18 protein-coding genes are annotated in these 17,014 nt (G+C 62.0%); 2 read left to right on the top strand and 16 right to left on the bottom strand.

Translation table 11 applies throughout. From position 1 onward, the window contains the following. Positions 1–138: 138 nt before the first annotated feature. From RCH91_RS00650 to cysK, 4 genes are all read right to left on the bottom strand, one after another. The gene (locus tag RCH91_RS00650) at positions 139–618 is read right to left on the bottom strand and encodes an ABC transporter substrate-binding protein (RefSeq protein ID WP_306532582.1); all 480 of its coding nucleotides are present in this window, start codon (positions 616–618) and stop codon (positions 139–141) included. Beyond that, on the bottom strand, positions 615–1,397 hold the full coding sequence (locus RCH91_RS00655) for an ABC transporter substrate-binding protein (RefSeq protein WP_306532583.1): 783 nt from the start codon (positions 1,395–1,397) through the stop codon (positions 615–617). The genes RCH91_RS00650 and RCH91_RS00655 overlap by 4 nt, the downstream gene beginning before the upstream one ends. Before the next feature lie 2 nt (positions 1,398–1,399). Next, positions 1,400–2,215 (bottom strand): ABC transporter ATP-binding protein, encoded by an 816-nt coding sequence (locus RCH91_RS00660; RefSeq protein WP_306532584.1) that lies wholly within the window; start codon positions 2,213–2,215, stop codon positions 1,400–1,402. A gap of 177 nt (positions 2,216–2,392) precedes the next feature. Then, a complete protein-coding gene (gene cysK, locus RCH91_RS00665) occupies positions 2,393–3,322 on the bottom strand; it encodes a cysteine synthase A (RefSeq protein WP_306532585.1) in 930 nt (309 codons plus the stop codon). A 530-nt stretch (positions 3,323–3,852) separates the two neighbouring features. Here cysK and RCH91_RS00670 point away from each other — a divergent pair. Both RCH91_RS00670 and RCH91_RS00675 read left to right on the top strand, forming a co-directional pair. Further along, positions 3,853–4,398 carry a bifunctional 2-polyprenyl-6-hydroxyphenol methylase/3-demethylubiquinol 3-O-methyltransferase UbiG gene (locus tag RCH91_RS00670; protein ID WP_306532586.1) on the top strand — a complete coding sequence of 182 codons (546 nt, stop codon included), beginning with the start codon at positions 3,853–3,855 and terminating at the stop codon, positions 4,396–4,398. A gap of 39 nt (positions 4,399–4,437) precedes the next feature. After that, positions 4,438–4,725 (top strand): DUF2325 domain-containing protein, encoded by a 288-nt coding sequence (locus RCH91_RS00675; protein WP_306532588.1) that lies wholly within the window; start codon positions 4,438–4,440, stop codon positions 4,723–4,725. A 68-nt stretch (positions 4,726–4,793) separates the two neighbouring features. Here the strand turns inward: RCH91_RS00675 and RCH91_RS00680 are convergent, their stop codons facing one another. The 12 genes from RCH91_RS00680 to RCH91_RS00735 all read right to left on the bottom strand — a co-directional run bounded on the left by RCH91_RS00680 (position 4,794) and on the right by RCH91_RS00735 (position 16,996). Beyond that, positions 4,794–5,096 (bottom strand): putative quinol monooxygenase, encoded by a 303-nt coding sequence (locus RCH91_RS00680; RefSeq protein WP_306532589.1) that lies wholly within the window; start codon positions 5,094–5,096, stop codon positions 4,794–4,796. Positions 5,097–5,260: 164 nt separating this feature from the next. Beyond that, positions 5,261–6,418, bottom strand: coding sequence for a MalY/PatB family protein (locus RCH91_RS00685; protein WP_306532590.1), 1,158 nt, complete (start codon positions 6,416–6,418; stop codon positions 5,261–5,263). Between the two features lie 27 nt (positions 6,419–6,445). Further along, positions 6,446–8,554: a 5-histidylcysteine sulfoxide synthase gene (ovoA, locus tag RCH91_RS00690; RefSeq protein ID WP_306532591.1), complete on the bottom strand. Its 2,109-nt coding sequence runs from the start codon at positions 8,552–8,554 to the stop codon at positions 6,446–6,448. A 125-nt stretch (positions 8,555–8,679) separates the two neighbouring features. After that, positions 8,680–9,762 carry a uroporphyrinogen decarboxylase family protein gene (locus tag RCH91_RS00695; RefSeq protein ID WP_306532592.1) on the bottom strand — a complete coding sequence of 361 codons (1,083 nt, stop codon included), beginning with the start codon at positions 9,760–9,762 and terminating at the stop codon, positions 8,680–8,682. Positions 9,763–9,796: 34 nt separating this feature from the next. Further along, complete coding sequence (nifH, locus tag RCH91_RS00700) at positions 9,797–10,675, bottom strand: nitrogenase iron protein (protein ID WP_306532593.1); 879 nt, start codon at positions 10,673–10,675, stop codon at positions 9,797–9,799. 66 nt (positions 10,676–10,741) lie between these two features. Next, complete coding sequence (locus tag RCH91_RS00705; RefSeq protein WP_306532594.1) at positions 10,742–11,590, bottom strand: radical SAM protein; 849 nt, start codon at positions 11,588–11,590, stop codon at positions 10,742–10,744. A gap of 48 nt (positions 11,591–11,638) precedes the next feature. Beyond that, a complete protein-coding gene (locus RCH91_RS00710) occupies positions 11,639–12,466 on the bottom strand; it encodes an ATPase (protein ID WP_306532595.1) in 828 nt (275 codons plus the stop codon). 20 nt (positions 12,467–12,486) lie between these two features. Further along, on the bottom strand, positions 12,487–13,866 hold the full coding sequence (locus RCH91_RS00715; RefSeq protein WP_306532596.1) for a B12-binding domain-containing radical SAM protein: 1,380 nt from the start codon (positions 13,864–13,866) through the stop codon (positions 12,487–12,489). A gap of 30 nt (positions 13,867–13,896) precedes the next feature. Next, positions 13,897–14,682: an ABC transporter ATP-binding protein gene (locus RCH91_RS00720; RefSeq protein WP_306532597.1), complete on the bottom strand. Its 786-nt coding sequence runs from the start codon at positions 14,680–14,682 to the stop codon at positions 13,897–13,899. Positions 14,683–14,691: 9 nt separating this feature from the next. Then, positions 14,692–15,483 carry an ABC transporter permease gene (locus RCH91_RS00725; RefSeq protein WP_306532598.1) on the bottom strand — a complete coding sequence of 264 codons (792 nt, stop codon included), beginning with the start codon at positions 15,481–15,483 and terminating at the stop codon, positions 14,692–14,694. 57 nt (positions 15,484–15,540) lie between these two features. After that, a complete protein-coding gene (locus RCH91_RS00730) occupies positions 15,541–16,512 on the bottom strand; it encodes an aliphatic sulfonate ABC transporter substrate-binding protein (RefSeq protein WP_306532599.1) in 972 nt (323 codons plus the stop codon). A gap of 16 nt (positions 16,513–16,528) precedes the next feature. Further along, entirely contained in the window at positions 16,529–16,996 is a 468-nt protein-coding gene (locus RCH91_RS00735; protein ID WP_306532600.1) for a hypothetical protein, read from the bottom strand. Between the last annotated feature and the right edge of the window lie 18 nt (positions 16,997–17,014).

A 17,014-nucleotide genomic window follows, 5' to 3' on the forward strand; every position in this document is an offset into this window, starting at 1 on the left:
ATCCGTGGGGGGGGTGCGCCCGGATTCCGGATAAATGCCGATGAAAACGATCAGAGGCTCTGCTTAATGCTGCACACTGGTGAAAATTTCACCGCACGCGGCCTCTGGCCGCCAACTTTCAAGCCTTTTGCAAGAGGCTCAGGTGACATCCTTTTTGTAATCGATCCCGGCCTTCTTCAGCGCCCCCTTGAAGATGACGTCACCGGTGGAAAGCTTGACCAGACCGATCTTCTTTCCCTTGTAGACCCTGAGGTCCTTGCCGGAGAGCTCCGCCAGACGCTCCGGACGGGCGATGATGGCCTGTCCGCCAATCATCATGCCGCCGATGAAGGTGAACTCGCTCCCTTTCGAGATAAAGAGGAGCGGCGCGGTGGTACCGAAGGTTCCCACGTCGAGCTTCTCGGCCTTGAGGGCTGCCAGCCCCTCGGCGGCGCTGCCGAACTGGAACAGATCCACATCGACCCCTTCCTCCTTGAAGTACCCTTTCTCCTTGGCCACGAAATACAGCCCGTGGGCCGGCTCCGGCACGTAGCCGACCCGCAGTTTCGGCAGATTGGCCCCGAATGCGGTGCCGGCCAGTAACGTCAACGACAGTACGAATGCCATGATGCGTTTCATCGTGAACCTCCCTTGTTCTTGTTTCGTTTCTTGGTATCGGGCGGGCAGCAATCGGGAACGCAGACCGCCTCGCTGAACAGTTTCTGCAGCACGCCGTCCTTCGTTCCGGTTCTATTCATCAGCCGGTCAAGGGCGTCGCAGTAAATCTCCTCATAAACATGGCTGGCCAGGAAATCCCGGGGCCTCCCCTCACCCTGCAGGTCGTGGAAGCGCCAAAGGCGCTCGATCCGCCGATAGTCGGGGTTCGGGTCGAAGTGCACCGCTCCTTGGCCGACTCCCCCAGGTTCTTTCTGCAGGCTTTGGTAGGCCCGGATCAGGGCGGTGACGAACCTGACCAGAACCTCCTTGCCGGGAGCACGGCGGGGAGCCGCGACAGCCACCACAATGCCGCCGCTTTCCTGTTCCAGAGTGGCAGCCTCATCCAGATCAGCCAGCGGGTCTGCACTTCGGGCTGTCCCTCCGCCGGCGATGATCCGCAATTCCTTGCCGCCGGCAATCTGGCTCAGGGTCTCATCGACAGCAAAGGCGCCGGCGTCAATCCTTCCCGCCGCCAGGGCTGCAAGCCCACTCTCCGTGTCTCGGAACCGGACAAGACGAACTTGGACTCCCTCGGCGCGGAATAATCCCTTTAAGTCAGCCACCAGGCAGAGGGCGCTACCAGGATGATCCAGGTAGCCGAGCCGCAGCGGTGATGATTGCGCGGCGGCGTCAGCTACGCCTGCCAGGTTCAGCAGGAGCAAAATCGCCCCAAGGAGCACTCTCAACGCCGCCGCGGTCACGGTCAGATCCCCTCGCCGGCGGTCCGGACCGTTCGCCCCTCGTCCAGTTCGTCAAGAACATCCGCATGGAGCTCGCCGATGAGGCGGTCCCGCAGGGCGATGAATTCCGGGGTGCCGTACAGTTCCTGGCGGACTCGGGGCCGGGGGATGGAGACGTCAAACACCCCTCTCACCGATCCGGGATTGAGCCCCATGACCACCACCCGGCTGGCAAGGAGGATCGCCTCCTCCACGTCATGGGTGACGAAGATGACGGTCTTCCGCTCACCTTTGTTCTGCTGCCAGAGTTGGAGCAGCAGGTCCTGCAGGCGCGCCCGGGTAATTGCGTCAAGGGCACCGAACGGCTCGTCCATGAGGAGCACCGGCGAGTTGATGGCAAAGGCCCGGGCGATGGCCGCCCGTTGTCGCATCCCTCCGGAGAGGGCCCCCGGCAGCTTGTGAAAGACATTGTCCAGGCCGACCATTTCCAGGTACGCCTGGGCGGTTTCCCGCTGCTCGTTCTTCGGTTTTCCGGGAAACGCCTGCTCCAATGCCAGGACCACGTTCTGGCCGGTGGTCATCCAGGGGAAGAGGCTGTAGTCCTGGAACACCACCCCCCGGTCGAGCCCCGGTGCGGCAATCGGAGCGCCGTCCAGGGCGATGGTCCCGGAGGTCGGTTCAGCCAGCCCTGCCAGGAGGCGGAGCAGCGTGCTCTTTCCGCAGCCGGAGGGGCCCAGGAGGCAGATGAACTCTCCGGCCGAGACTTCCAGGTCGATCCCGTCGAGGATCGTCTGGGCACCATAGGAAAACTTCACGTCGTTGATTGAAATCGTATGCATTGCCTCACCTATGACGAAAAAAGGCCGAGGCCGGTTCCCTCGCGGGAAACGTAAAGCCCCGGCCTCCAGTTTTTCTGGTCAGCCGTGGAACTCCCCGCCGCCGGCTGTGCGTTCAGGCGCACAGTGCGGCGAGGCAAGGACGGGAGAACCCGTCCACGTAATTACGTAAATATGTCTTTATACTTCCTGGAAAAGCGCTGTGGAGAGGTAGCGCTCGCCAGTGTCAGGGAGGACCACCACGATCTGCTTGCCGGCGTTCTCCGGCCGCTTCGCCAGCTGGGTGGCGGCGAAGACGGCCGCGCCCGCCGATATCCCCACCAGCAGCCCTTCCTCCCGAGCCAGGCGCTGGCCGACGGCGAAGGCTTCCTCGTTCTTTACCTTGAAGATCTCATCGATCACGTCGGTGTTGAGAACGTCAGGGACGAAGCCGGCGCCGATCCCCTGGATCTTGTGGGGGCCCGGCTGGCCGCCGGAGAGGACCGGCGAATCGAAGGGCTCCACCGCAACAACCTTCAGGTCGGGCTTGCGTGCCTTGAGCACTTCACCCACGCCGGTGATGGTTCCGCCGGTGCCGACCCCGCCGATCACGATGTCCACCTTGCCGTCGGTGTCGTTCCAGATCTCCTCCGCCGTAGTGGCCCGGTGAATCTCGGGGTTCGCCGGGTTCTTGAACTGCTGCGGGACGTAAGAATTAGGGATCTCCCCCGCCAACTCCGCCGCCTTTTCCACCGCCCCCTTCATCCCCCTGGCGCCGGGGGTCAGTACCAGCTCGGCACCGTAGGCCTTCAGGAGGTTGCGCCGCTCGATGCTCATGGTGTCGGGCATGGTGAGGATAAGCCGGTAGCCCCGGGCCGCTGCCACAAAGGCAAGGGCTATGCCGGTGTTGCCGCTTGTGGGCTCGATGATGACCGTATCCTTCTTGATGAGCCCCCGCTCCTCAGCGTCCTTGATCATGGCGAAGCCGATCCGGTCCTTCACGCTGCCGCCGGGGTTGAACGCTTCGAGCTTTGCGACCACCTCCGCCGGGGCCCCGTCTGTAACCCGGTTCAGCCGCAGAAGGGGAGTGCCGCCGATGAGGTCAGTAAGGTTGCTGTAAATTCGTGCCATGGTTGTCGTCTCCTTCTGATTCGGGTTAGTGGGAGAATTCCCCGTTGTTGTTTCTGTTGATCCGGGAATCGCCTGCACCGAGATGCCGTCTGCCGACAATGGAGAGGGCTTCGTCCACCGTCCCTTGGATAACGAGGGGAAGGACTTTTCCTCTCCATCATTTCCTCCCCTGAAAAGCACAAAGGCCAGGGAGAGGTTCCGTGTGAACCCTCAATCCCTGGCCTCCAGTTTTCTGGTCAGCCCGGCAGCTGCGAGAATCTTCGCAGCCAGCCGATACAATCATTATTGTCTACCTATCAGATAGACTGTTTTCTTGATTCCGATAGTAGCCAGCCAAATTGGCAAAGTCAACATATTTCTATTTTGCCTATCAAAATTATAGTCTTTGTCCTATTGATTAACATACACGGCCGCAGGGTTCCATCCCACATCGCATATTATACTTGACAATTTTAGTTATATTAATTAGCCTATCTATTAGGTAGTTTTTATTTGCGCACTTGCAGATGTAATTTAGAAAGGAGCCCAGCATGGCATTGGCAGCCGAAAGCGTCAGGCGCTACAGCAGGTTCTTTTGCAAAAGCGAAGTGCGGACCGTTCTGGACTACGGAGCGGGAAATCTGCGCAACGCCAGGTTTCTGGTGCGCCAGGGGTTCACCGTCTACGCGGCAGATGTCCCCGAACAGGTGGAGCGGATCGTCCGCATGGCCGGCGCCATGGCCCTCGCCGGCATCCTCGATGACGGCGAGCTGTCCCGGGCCGGCCTGGAAGCGGATCTGGTGGTCTCCACCTACGTTCTCAACATCATCCCCGAAGGCGCCGAGAAATGGCGTTACCTGAAAAACATCGAGCTCAACATCCGGCCCGGCGGCTACCTGCTGATCGAAGTACGCTGCCGCAGGGAGGACGGCTCGTGCGGCAGCACCTGCGCCCACCACCTGACCTGCCCGGGGTGCGTGAAGACGTACTCCCACGACGAGCTCGACCGTCTGGTTGCCCCCTTCGGCTTCCGGCGCCGAAGCCACTACTATCGCAAGCACGCCCTGGCGGTGGTCTACCGGAAGGAAGATGCCTGACGCCACCCGGAGTACGGGAGAAGGAAGGAGGGAAATCCGATGAACGTCGTCCTGATCGGGGGGATGGACCGGCTTGAAAGGCACTACGTGGAAGAAGCGGAGGACTGCGGTGTTCGGCTCAAGGTATTCACCAAATCCCAGACCGGCCTGTCATCGAAGATCGGCAGCGCCGAAGCCATGATCCTTTTCACCAACAAGGTTTCCCACCGCGTCAGGAACGAGGCGCTGAGCATGGCGAAAGCGCGGAACATCCCGGTGCACATGTGCCATTCCTGCGGGGTCTGTTCCCTGAGAACCTGCCTGCTGAACTGCCTGAAGCCCCAATAGCGAGAAAGGCCGGCGCCCATTGGACGCCGGCCTTTCTCGTTTCAGCAGTTGAACCAATTAATGGATCGCTACGCTTCCTGAAGCACCTTGAGGGAAACCTTCTCGACGATATCCTTCGTCTCTTCCCGGTAGGCAAGCATGTGAGGCGTACCCAGATGGGCATGCAGGGCATTCAGGCTCTGCCACTTCTCGATTATCGTAACGGTCGACGGTTCCTTCACCTGGACCGGCAAGCCGGAGTCCACGTCAAGGGTCGGGAAATACTCGATGCAGCCATCCTCTGCCCGGACCAGCAATTTTGCCTTGAAGATTTCGAGAAACCTCGCCAGCTCCCCCTCTATTACCGTAATTGATGCAATAACACTGATCATGTTCGATGACCCCCCTGCTTCGCTTCGCTCGCTTCTCCCCTGTTTCACAAGGGGGATGTACCCCCCCTGCTCGCTGGAGCTCGCTTCCCCCCTATTTCATAGGGGGGATTGAGGGGGGTCGTAGTTCGCCTATGCTATCACAGGTCAAGAAATCATCATGTATGCTACCCCCGGAATTCCGTCAAAGCCCTCCTCATCCGCCCCAGCGCCTCCACAAGCAGTGAGCGGCTGCAGCCGAAGTTGAGCCGAACGAAACCGGGCGCGCCGAAGTCGGCACCGTCGGAGAGCCCTACCCCGGCCTCTTCGAAAAAGCGCGCCGGGTCCGGAATTCCGGTGGCACGGGCGTCGATCCAGGCCAGATAGGTCGCTTCCACGTGGGCCATGCTCAACCCGGGCATGGCATTGACCTCCGCCGCCACCAGCTCGCGGTTGCCGCGCAGGTACGCAAGGAGCGCCTGGCGCCATTCCTCGCCGTCCCGATAGGCGGCTTGGGCGGCGGTATAGCCGAGGGTGTTCACGTGGGGGACGATCCTCCCCATGGCCTTTCTGAAGGCCCGGCGCAGGCCGGGATCGCCGATGACGGCAAAGGAGCAGCCGAGACCAGGGATGTTGTAGGTCTTGCTGGGTGCCAGCAGGGTGATGGTGCGCCGCGCCGTTTCCGCCGAGAGGGTGGCGATGGGGATGTGACGCCTGTCCTCGTCCAGCACCAGGCCGGCATGGATATCATCGGAGCCGATAACCAGGTTGTGCCGCTCTGCAACCTCCGCGAACTGCGCCAGCTCTTCCCGCGACCAGGCACGCCCAACCGGGTTGTGAGGCGAGCAGAGCAGGAGGAGCTTGGTGCGCGGGGTGATGGCCCGCTCCAAGGCCTCCAGGTCGGCCACCCAACGCCCCTCCCGCAGTTGCAGGGGAACCTTGACCAGCCCCCGGTCGGACAGCCCCGGTGCCGACATGAACGGCGGATAAATCGGGGTAAAGGTGACGACCTCGTCACCTGCCCCGCCCACGGCCCGGCAGGTGACATTCAGACCGCAGACCAGGCCCGGGAGCCAGACGATCCACTCCTCCTCCACGGCCCATCTGTAATCGGCCAGCAGGTGCGCCCGAACCGCCTCCACCAGTTCGGCAGGGGGATGGGTGTAGCCGAAGACTCCGTGCTCGACCCGTTCGTGCAGGGCCTCGATAACGGCCGGCGGCGAGCGGAAGTCCATGTCGGCCACCCAGAGGGGGATTATGTCCCGGCCCCGGTATTTGTCCCATTTTTCACTGGCGGTGTTGCTGCGATCGATGATGGTGTCGAAATCAAAACGGTGTCGCGTCATCTGTCTTCCTTTGCGTGAAATATCTCGTCACCGCCGCTCCCAGACGGTGAGCTCGGCGATGCTGTGCTGGAACTTGCGCCGGGTCTCGCGGATCACGAACGGGACGTCCCGCGGCTCACCGACCGGGCGGAAATGGGGAGCCAGCGCCTCCTTCAGCCCGTCCAGGGTGGTGACGTTTTCTCCCGCATCCTTGTACCCCCCGAGCCATTCCTCTTTCTTGGTGGATTCCTCCTGCCAGGTGTAGGGAGAGGTGATCACCAGCAGTCCGCCGGGATTGATCCGCTCGTGGATGGTGGTCAGGAAGCGGCGCGGCGAGTAGAGCCGGTCGATGAGGTTGGCCGCCAGCACCAGGTCGTAACCGGTGAACTTCTCCGGCAGGTTGCAGGCATCGGCCTGGAAGAATTCCACCCGTTCGCGGATGCCGTCGAGCCCCAGATCGGCCAGGCCGATCTCGTGGAACGAGAGGATCTCACCCTCCTCCGGGAAGGCGTAGCGCAGGTATCCCTCCTCCTGCATCCGGGCTGCCAGGCGGAAAAACCGGGTGGAGAAATCGAGACCGGTGACCCTCTCGAAGCCCCCCCGGGCCAATTCGAAGGCGGCCCTCCCCACGGCGCATCCCAGATCCAGGGCGTGCCCCTTGCGCCTCCCTTCCATCAGGCCAAGGCATATCCGCGCGCAGGCCGCCGGGAAGTTGGGAACGCCGAAATGCTCTTCGCCGTAGTGGGCGTCGCAGTACTGGGCCGCCAGTGCATCGGTCTCGTACTGGTCCTGGTGGATCTCCACCGGGGCGGCGCTCTCCACGTAGCGGAAACCGGCGTGCTGGAAGAAGTGACGGCGGAAGGCGTAGCGGGAGTCGCGGGTCGCCTCGTTGCCGGTGGAGATCCAGGAGCCTCCCTTGATCAGGTTATGGCGGGTGTCGAAGGTCGGCGTGGAGAAGTCGTCGTACCACGGGTGAATAACGAAGCCGTGGAAGGGATAGATGGGGGTCTCGGTCCACTGCCAGACATTGCCGATGACGTCGTAAAAATCGCCGAAACGGAAGCGGTCCACCGGGCAGGAGGAGGACCAGTGCTCCAGGTTGATGTTCCCCGGCGCCCTCTCCCACCAGGGCTGATCGGGAATGGCGGAAACGTCCCGCAGCCGGTTCCACTCGTCCTCGGTGGGGAGGCGGATCGGCAGCCCCGTCTGGTCGGACTTCCAGGCGCAGAAGGCCTTGGCCTCCAACTGGTTCACCTCCACCGGCCAGTTCCAGGGGAGGTCGATGACCGACACCATGGTCCGCAGCTTCCAGCCGCCGTCACCCTTAACCCAGAAGAGAGGATGCTCCGCCTCGCGGAAATTGCGCCAGTTCCACCCCTCCTCGGTCCACCACCGCTCTTCGCGGTAGCCGCCGGCCTCGACAAACGCCAGATATTCCCGATTGGAGGTCAGGAGGCGTGCGGCCTTGAAGCCGGCCACCTCGGCCTCGTGGCGGCCGTACTCATTGTCCCAGCCGTAGAGCGGGTGATCCTTCGGCTTGCCGAGGACCACCTTCCCCGCCGGCACCGGCAGCAGTTCGTTGGCCGGCGGCTCACCGGCCTCGCGACAGATGTCCCAGAAAGGGAGCTGCACCACCTGGTCGATGGGAAGCTGGCGGATCAGCACCGACGAGGTCTCCAGGTGGATGCGCTCGTGCTCGATTCCCATCATGATCGCCCAGAAAGGGTCCTCCCAGGTAATGGGGAGCTTCAGCGGCATGCGGCGGATCAGGCCGTCCACCAGTTCGCGGGCCTTGTCGCGGTACTCCTTCACCGCCTGGCGGGTGGGCCAGTCGTAGTGGGTGGCATCCAGGTCGTCCCACGACATCTCGTCCACCCCCACCGCGAACATCGACTCGAAGCGGGGGTTGATGCGGGTGTCGATCACCCGGGCGATGGTCAGCTTGTTGATGAAAAAGGTGGCGGTGTGGCCGAAGTAGAAGATGAGCGGATGCCGAAGCCGATCGGCCCGCAGGTAGAAGGTGTCGTCGTATTTCAGGGTTTCGTAGAGCTTCTCGTCGATGTCGAAGGTGCGATGGAAGTACTCCAGGATCTCGGCACGCTTCTGTTCGGGATCGCCCTCGGTGAGGATGGTGGTGCGGGTATTGCGCAGTTCCATGGTCTGTTCCTCCGCTCTGGTCTGACATCACCCGATAAGGATGCCAGCAGCGGACCCCATGGTCAAGGAGGCCGTCTCCATAATCCGGACCGTTTCGCCCCCCAGGCTACACAGAATGGGATTTGTCAGGCGGCCTGCTCCCGGGAGAAATTGGCCGGGTCCAGGGGCCAGCGGCCACAGGTGCGGGCGGCCTCCACCAGGGCGTGGATGTTTTCCGGTGGCGTGTCGATAGGAAGGCCGCAGCCGAGGCCGAGGATGTATCCCTTCGGGTTGTCCCACCCCTTGGCGAGACATTCCCGGGCATTGGCCCGCACATCGTCGGGGGTGCCCATGAACATGGTGGCCGTAGGGCGGACATTGCCGAGGAGCGCCACCCGGTCACCGACCAGCCGCCTTGCCTCGGCAATGTCCACGGCATCGTCGAGGCTCAGGACCGACACGCCGGTATCTGCCATCTCCGGCCAGATCTTGCTGGTGTTTCCGCAGATGTGGAGCGACGGGGGAAATCCGGCGACACGGGCTACAGCGACGGTTACCTCCCGCAGGTACGGCAGGGCGAACTCGCGGAACTGGCGGGGACTGATCATGGTGCCGGAGGCGGTGGGGTCGGCCAGGCCGATCCTTGCCCCTACCCCGACCGCTGCAGTGGCGAAGCGGATGATGCTGTCGGTGACCAGGCGCAGCAGCCGGTGGGCAAAGGCCGGGTTCCGGTGCAGATCCCGCAGGAACTGCTCTGTGCCGCGGATGCCGGCGGCCGTGGTGAAGGGCCCCGAAGTGGTCATGGACAGCGGCACTTGGTCGCCGATCTCCTTCAGGACGATGGTGGCCGCCTCCAGAAACAGGGGAAGCCGGCCGTGGCGCTCCGGGTCAGGAACCGTGAGCCGGTCCAGGTCGGCCTCTTCCTTCACGACATGGTCGGCCACGTAAGGGGTGCTGTCAGGGAAGGCAAGCCTGCTGCCAATCGCCTCGGCAATGCCGGTGAGGCCAGGGCCGGTGTTGACGTTGTCCGCCCCGTAACGACGCCAGGCGGCGATCTGCCCCTGGGCCATGAGCCGGGCGGAATTATTGTATTCTCCCACCGTCACGCCGATAACCCGCGCCGCATGGTCGCTGATGAGGAGGTTGACCGGGATCCGGTCGTAGGGCTTCCCCGTGAGGGCCGCCACGGTCCGTTCCTTCGATGTCATCGTTTCGGCAAATACATACATACCTACTCACCCTCCAGATTCAAGCGGAGCGCGGTCAGATGGCCGCCGCAACTCCCCGCACCTCACCGGTCTCCATGGCCAGGAGCGTGTCGGCCCAGCGGAACGCCCACTCGTGAAGCTCTTTCTCGCCAAGAGGTGAAGGAACCTTCGACTCGGCGTGATTCCAGATCTTGCTCGCCAGAGCCTTGTAGACCTTCGCCTGCTCCGATTCGGGGAACGCCTCGATGGCGGTCTTCCCCTGGAGCTCGCTCTGGGTCACCGTGACCGAACGGGGAACATATTCGATCACCCGGGTCTTGGTCTGGGAGACGAAGTCATCCACGATCTCACGGGCATAGTCGGTGTTGATGGAGTTAGCGATCACCCCTCCCAGAAGCGCCCCGCCGTTGTTGGAATACTTCTGGATTCCCTTGAAGAGGTTGTTGGCGGCGTAGATCGCCATGAAGTCGGCCGACGATACGGTGAAGACATGGTCGGCGATCCCTTCGCGCACCGGCACCGCGAATCCCCCGCAGACCACGTCGCCGAGGACGTCGTAGACGACGATGTCCAGGTCGAGCTCCTCGAAGACCCGCAGCTGCTTCAGAAGCTCCACCGACGTTATGATGCCCCGTCCCGCGCAACCAACCCCCGGGGCCGGTCCGCCGGCTTCCACGCAATAGATGCCGTTGAACCCCTCGAAGATCACCTCGTTCGACTTGACACTCTTCTTCTCGCGAAGGGTATCGAGGATGGTCGGAATGTAGCCGCCCCCCCGCAGGGTGGTGGTGGAGTCACTCTTGGGGTCGCAGCCTATCTGGAGCACCTTGAGCCCCGCCACCGACAGCGCCGCGCTGATGTTGGATGTGGTGGTCGACTTGCCAATCCCCCCCTTGCCGTAAATTGCGATTGTTTTGACCTTTTTCTTCGGCATTTTCTATTCTCCTTTTTCTGGATGGTGTTTCAACATCCGTTTCCGTGCATTCGGAACTTCCCGGTCCTATGGATCGGGAGCACTCTTTTCGCCGCCGACCAACCCCACCGCGTCCGCACGGCACTGGCGGCAGTGGCGGAACTGGCCGATCACCCGCTCGCCGATGCTGCGCAGCTCTTCCAGATACTCGGGCGACGGCGGCACTACGTGGGCCATGTCGGCCAGGGGAATGAGGGGCATCACGTTCATGACCGCGGCGCCCAAATCCTTCACCTCCCGGGAGATCAGCTCGATCTCGCCGTCATTGACTCCGGGGATCAGGACCGTGTTGACCTTGACCACAATCCCCAGTGCGGCGGCCCTCGCAAGTCCCTCCAGTTGGTTGGCGATGAGGATGGAGGCACCTTCGGGACCGGAATATCGCTTCCCCCCATGAAAAACGTGGGAGTAAATTTGGGAGCCAACCCTTGGATCGAGGGCATTGATGGTCACCGTGAGACTCCCGAGCCCCAGAGCACCGAGGCGGTCCGCCGTTTCCGGGAGAAGGAGCCCGTTGGTGCTGAGGCACTTCACCAGATGGGGAAATTCCTCCCCCACGAGACGAAAGGTCTCGAAGGTCTCCTCATTCGCCAGGGGATCGCCCGGCCCGGCAATCCCGACCACCTTGATGATCGGGCCGAGGGTCTTGCTCGCCGCCACTTCGCGAACCCTCTCAAGTGCCTCCTGCGGGGTGAGGATGCGGCTCGCCACGCCGGGGCGCGACTCATTGACGCAGTCGTGCTTTCGGGTGCAGTAGGCGCATTTGATGGTGCAGCGGGGCGCCACCGCCAGATGGATGCGCCCGTTTCTGCGGTGGTCCCCCCCGAAGCAGGGATGACCCTGAATGTTCCGTCTGCCAGTGCAGGGTGTCGCCATGGCCTCCTCCGTTCGCGAAAATAATGGCACTTGATTTTTCCAATGATGTCAGATGGCAGCCCCATCGCGCACGATCCCGTTCTCCAACTCGTCGATGATCTCCCGCCAGCGCCGGGACCATGCCGCCAGCGCCCCATCGTCCAGATGACGGGGAACGCGCGCATCCTTTCCCTCTGCCACGGCACGGGCAATCTTCCGGTAGACGGCCGTCACGTGCCCCCGGGGCGCCACGTGCACCAGGGGGAGAGTGCAGAACTCCCCCACCGAGACCATCATCGACCGGGGAATGTTCGCCACCAGATGGGCGCCCGTCTCGCAAATGAAATCACCCACCACCGACTCGAAGAAGGGACCCGACAGATTGTTGGCGATGATGCCGCCGAACCGCCCCTTTCCGTTTTTCAACCCGTTGAATCGTGCAATGAATTCATTCAGGGTATGTATCGAGGCGATATCGGCCGAGGTCACCATGAAGAGCCGCCATGGTTCGCCCGCTTTCGAGAGGAAGGAGAGGACTGCCTCAGGCCCCCCCGAGATGTCATGGATTACATAATCAAGACGGTGCCGGGCTATTTCTTCAAAGTGGCAGAGCCTGCCGAGCGCCACTTCCGTTTCTCCGTGGTCTCCATTCCCTGCCTCGACGCACAGAATTCCCCGGTAGCCGAATACGCAGGCAGTCCTTCCTTCAAGGCATTCCCCACCGCAGGGTACAAGCTTCCCCTCTCCCCGCAGCGGAGCTGTCGAAAGCCGACGCTGGTCATACCCCACATGGGCCAGCCTGTACCCTTCTTCCGCAAGGGCAGCGGAGACATTCACCGCCGTCGTTGAGTTACCGACGCCGCTTCTGCCTGCTATGACGATGTGTTCTGGCGCCATGGTGTCTCCATTTCCTTCTTTCATCCCGCTTGCGCAACTGGCGTATTCGTTGAACTTTGCCGGTAGAAGTGGTCGTTGATCTCCCGATAGAGTTCCTTCAACCGGGCCTGAGGAATGTCGCATATCCCGGCATAGGCCTCGGTAAAATGCACATGGTGGTAGTCGAGCCGGTACGGCTCGATCCGCCCTTCGGCAATCAGTTCGTCGTAGAGGGCCGAGCCGGGAAGCGGGCTGTAGATGCTCCAGGTCCAGCGGTCAAGCTCCAGGGCCTTGGCCAGGTCGAATGTCTGTTGCACATCCGTTTCATCCTCGCCGGGGATGCCGATCATGAAGAAGCCGAAGACCTTGACGTACCGCTTCGCCAGCGCGACCTTTTCCCTGATCCTCTCTACGGTGATCCCCTTCTTCAGCCGCACCAGGCTCTTCGGCGAACCGGTCTCGATCCCCAGGTCGAGCTGGGTGAGCCCGGCCCGCTTCATGAGCTTCAGCTCCTCCTCGTCGATCAGGTCGACGCGAGTGAGAGCCTGCCAGGCGATCTCCACCTTCCGCTCGATCATCAGGCGGCAGAACTCCTTCACCCATTGGCGGTCGAGGTTGAAGATGCTGTCCTTGAACCAAACCCCCTCCAGCTGGTGGCCTTCCTTCAGGGCGACCAGTTCGTCCACCACCCGTTGGGGCGATTTGATCCGCCACTTCCGCCCCATGGTCTGGTGCACCGCGCAGAAGGTGCACTGGAACGGGCAGCCGCGGGAAACGATCATGGAGATGCCGCGGATGCTTCGCAGGTGACGGTTGTGCTCGATGTACCTCTCCACCGGAAAGGCCTCGTAGTCGGGCATCGGCAGGGTGTCCAGATCTGTGATGAGGGGGGCCTTTCCCCTGATTACCGCCTCTCCGTCGATCCGGTAGCTTACCCCTTCGATGTCGTGGGGAGAACTGCCGTTTTCGAGGGCTTCAGCAAGTTCGGCAAAGGCGACTTCACCCTCCCCCCGGATCACGAAGTCGACGTTCCGGTCCGCGAGCACGCCGGCCGGGTCGAGGGTCGGATGGACCCCGCCGAGCACCACCTTCACCCCGGGAGCCACGGTACGGGAGAGCTCCGCCACCCGCAACGCCTCCGGGATGGTGGGGGTCATGGCGGTTATGCCGATTATGTCGGGAGCAAACGCCTCGATCCGCGTAACGAGCGCCCCGCTGTCCATGAGGAGCCCCTGCATGTCGAGAAGCTCCACATCGTGGCCCCACTCTTTCAGGTAGGCGCTCAGGAACGCGAGCCCAATGGGGGGCTCGAAGGGAGCCACGTAGAGGTTGCCCCCCTTGATCCAGTCGAGGTAGTCGTCGAAGCGGTTGCTGAATTCCTTGCCGTCGTAAAAGGCGGGATTGATGAGCAGGATTCGCATGTTCAGGCCTCCGTTTTCTTGATTTCCGATCTAAATGGCGTACGCGAACGGCCTCTCCGCCTCGGCGAAGAACTCGGCGTAAATTTCCCTGCGGATCTCCACGAACTCGTAACTGGTTCGGTCGCGGGGCCTGGGGAGGTTCACCGGCACGATCCTCTTCACGGTACCAGGCCGGCTCGACATGATCACCACCCGGTCCCCCAAGTAGATGGCCTCGTCGATGTCGTGGGTGACGAGGACCATGGTGGTACGTTCCACCTCCCAGATGCGAAGGATCTCCTGCTGCATCTGGATCTTGGTGAGGGCGTCCAGGGCACCGAACGGCTCATCGAGAAGGAGAAGCCCGGGCTGGTTGACAAGCGCCCTGGCAATGGCGACCCGCTGGGCCATTCCCCCCGAAAGCTGGTGGGGGTGGACCCGTGCGAATCCGGTCAGGCCAACGAGATCAAGATGCTCGCGCACCAGCCGCTCCTTCTCCCCGGGTACCAGTCCGTTCAAACCGAAGGCCACGTTCTGTTCCACCGTGAGCCAGGGGAGGAGCCGGTGCTCCTGGAAGACCATCCCCCGGTCGAGCCCCGGGCCGGCAATCCGCCTGTCGCCGAGCCTGACCGTCCCGTCGTAGCCATTTTCCAGCCCGGCGATGATGCGCAGCAGAGTGCTTTTGCCGCAGCCGCTGGCGCCGACGATGGCGATGAACTCTCCATTCCCTATGGTGAGGTTGATATCCTCCAATGCGGTCACCTCGCCGGTACGGACCGGGTAGCTCTTATGGAGACCCTCGATGACCAGTTTGTCGCCGACCGATCCTCCTACCATGATCTCCTCCTAATCGCCGGCATAAGAAACCTTCCAGCTGATCAACCGCCTCTCCAGACGCTTGATCAGGCTGTCCATCAGCTTTCCGACGACCCCGATGGTAATCATTCCGACCAGCACCACGTCAGACTGGGAGAGCTGCCGGGCATCCATGATCAGGTAGCCGATGCCGCTGCCGGCGGCGATCAGCTCGGCCGCCACCACGCACATCCACGCCACCATGAGCCCCACCCGTAAGCCGGTCATGATGGCGGGGAACGCCCCGGGAATCACCACCTGACGCACGAACCTGAGTCGCGGGACCTCCAGGATCCTGGCTACTTCCACGAACTTGTGGTCAGTCTGGCGGATCCCGTCGATGGTGTTGATAATGATGGGGAAAAAAGCCCCGAGGAAGATGATGTAGACCTTCGACTTCTCGCCGATCCCGAACCAGAGGATCGCCAGCGGAATCCAGGCGATGGGGGGGATAGGCTTTATCACCTGGATAATGAGGTCGGTGAGCCGGTCCAGGGTCCGGGAGAGGCCGATGGCGATGCCGAGGGAAAGCCCCAGGAGAGCGGCGATGCCGAACCCTTCCAGCACCCGCAGCACGCTGATCCCAATGTGGCGGGCCATGGCTCCGCTCCTCAGGAGGTCCCAGAAGGTCAGGGCAATCTGGGAAGGTGGCGGCAGAATGATCGGCCTGATGTAGCCCAGCTGAGAGAGCGTCTGCCAAACGGCCAGGATGACGACCGAAAGGCCGACGTACTGGAGCAGGTGTTTAATCTTCTGCAAGCCCGAATTGCTGTTATGGGCCATGATGGATCCTCCGGTGGTGTAGGGGCAATTCGTGAATTGCCCCTACATATGCTTCCATTATTTGATCCCGCTCTCCCGCACGAGGCTTGGGTCCGCGAAAGAATCGATGTTGACCGGTTTCTTGATGAGCCCTGCGCTCCGCATGAACGCCTCGCTCTTCCTGATCTCCTCGACGTCATCAGCCTGAATGGACGGGTTATAGTCGAACCTCGGGAACACCTTGAGGAGGAGGTCCGGCGGGAGGTTGACATCGGCGGCAATCAGCCGGGCCGCTTCCCTTGGGTTGGATCTGATGAACTGCGCCCCGCGCTGGTAGGCCCTAAGAAGCGCCTTAACCTGCTCCCGGCTCCTTTTCACAAAATCGTCGGTGGCGATGATCACAAGCGCCCCCTTCTTGATGCCGGTACCGTCGGCCAGCACCCGCACCGCCTCCTGGGTCTCCAGCTTGGTAATCAGCGGCTCCCAGACCGCCGCCGCCTCGATGTTGCCGTTGACGATGGCGGTTGCGATGTCGGCCTGGGAGAGGTTGATGAGCTCGATGTCGTTGACGGAGAGCCCCCCCGTTTGCAGGACCAGGACGAGCAGGTGATGGGCATAGGATCCCTTGACCACCGCCACCTTCTTTCCTTTCAGCTCCTTCGGCGATCTGATCTTCGAAGCGGACGGCACGATGACCGCGAGGGACCTGGGACCAGTGGAAGTAAGGCCTATGATCCGGGTGTTGATACCAGCGGCCTTGCCGATGATGGCAGGCGTGTCGCCGAGAAAGCCGATATCCTGCTGACCCGACGCGAACGACTCGTTGATGGGGGGCCCGGCGGCAAAGGATGTCCATTTGAGGGCAGGTTTTGCGCCGACCTTGGCCAGTTCCTCCTCCACCCACTTTTTCTGCTTGGCGACGAAGATCGGCGCATAGTGGGGAATGGGCTGGGTAGCGATCCTGATTTCACTTGCCCCCGCGACTGCCGCCATCCCTCCGAGGAGTGTGGCCAGCACCGCCGCCGCAAGATAACTGAATATTCTGTTCATGACCTTCCCTCCTAAATCAATGTCTTACCAGCCGGTCGAGATGGGTGAATAAGGGGTGCTTCAGCTCTTCCTCGACCTTGCGGGCGACAAAGGTCTCGTCAAGTATCTCTTCAGGCTCGATCACCCAGACCGCCGCCAGGTCCACGTCGCCAAGCCGTTCCCGGATGGCCTGGTAGTGTTGCTGGAAAACCGGGCCGGTTATGTGGGTTTTCACCGGCCTCCCCTTGATCAGGTAGCTCTGTCCTCCCCTCCCCGTGACGGCAACGGAGACCTTCCGGTCGAACCAGATGCTGCGCACCAGATTCTTGTTGGTCCGGGAGGACTCCAACAGTTCCAGGTAGAGGAGGTTGCCGTCGTCTCCCACGTGCAGCGACTGCTTCACCACCACGTGGGGGACGCCGTATTCGTCCAGGGTGGCCAGCACCTTGGTGGATTCAGTGTCGGCGAAAAGGTCGATGATCTCTTTGCTCAGATGTGCCGCCATGTTCTTCCTCCTTTTTTC

Source organism: Geobacter sp. (assembly GCF_030834625.1).
Taxonomy (GTDB): Bacteria; Desulfobacterota; Desulfuromonadia; order Geobacterales; family Geobacteraceae; genus Geobacter.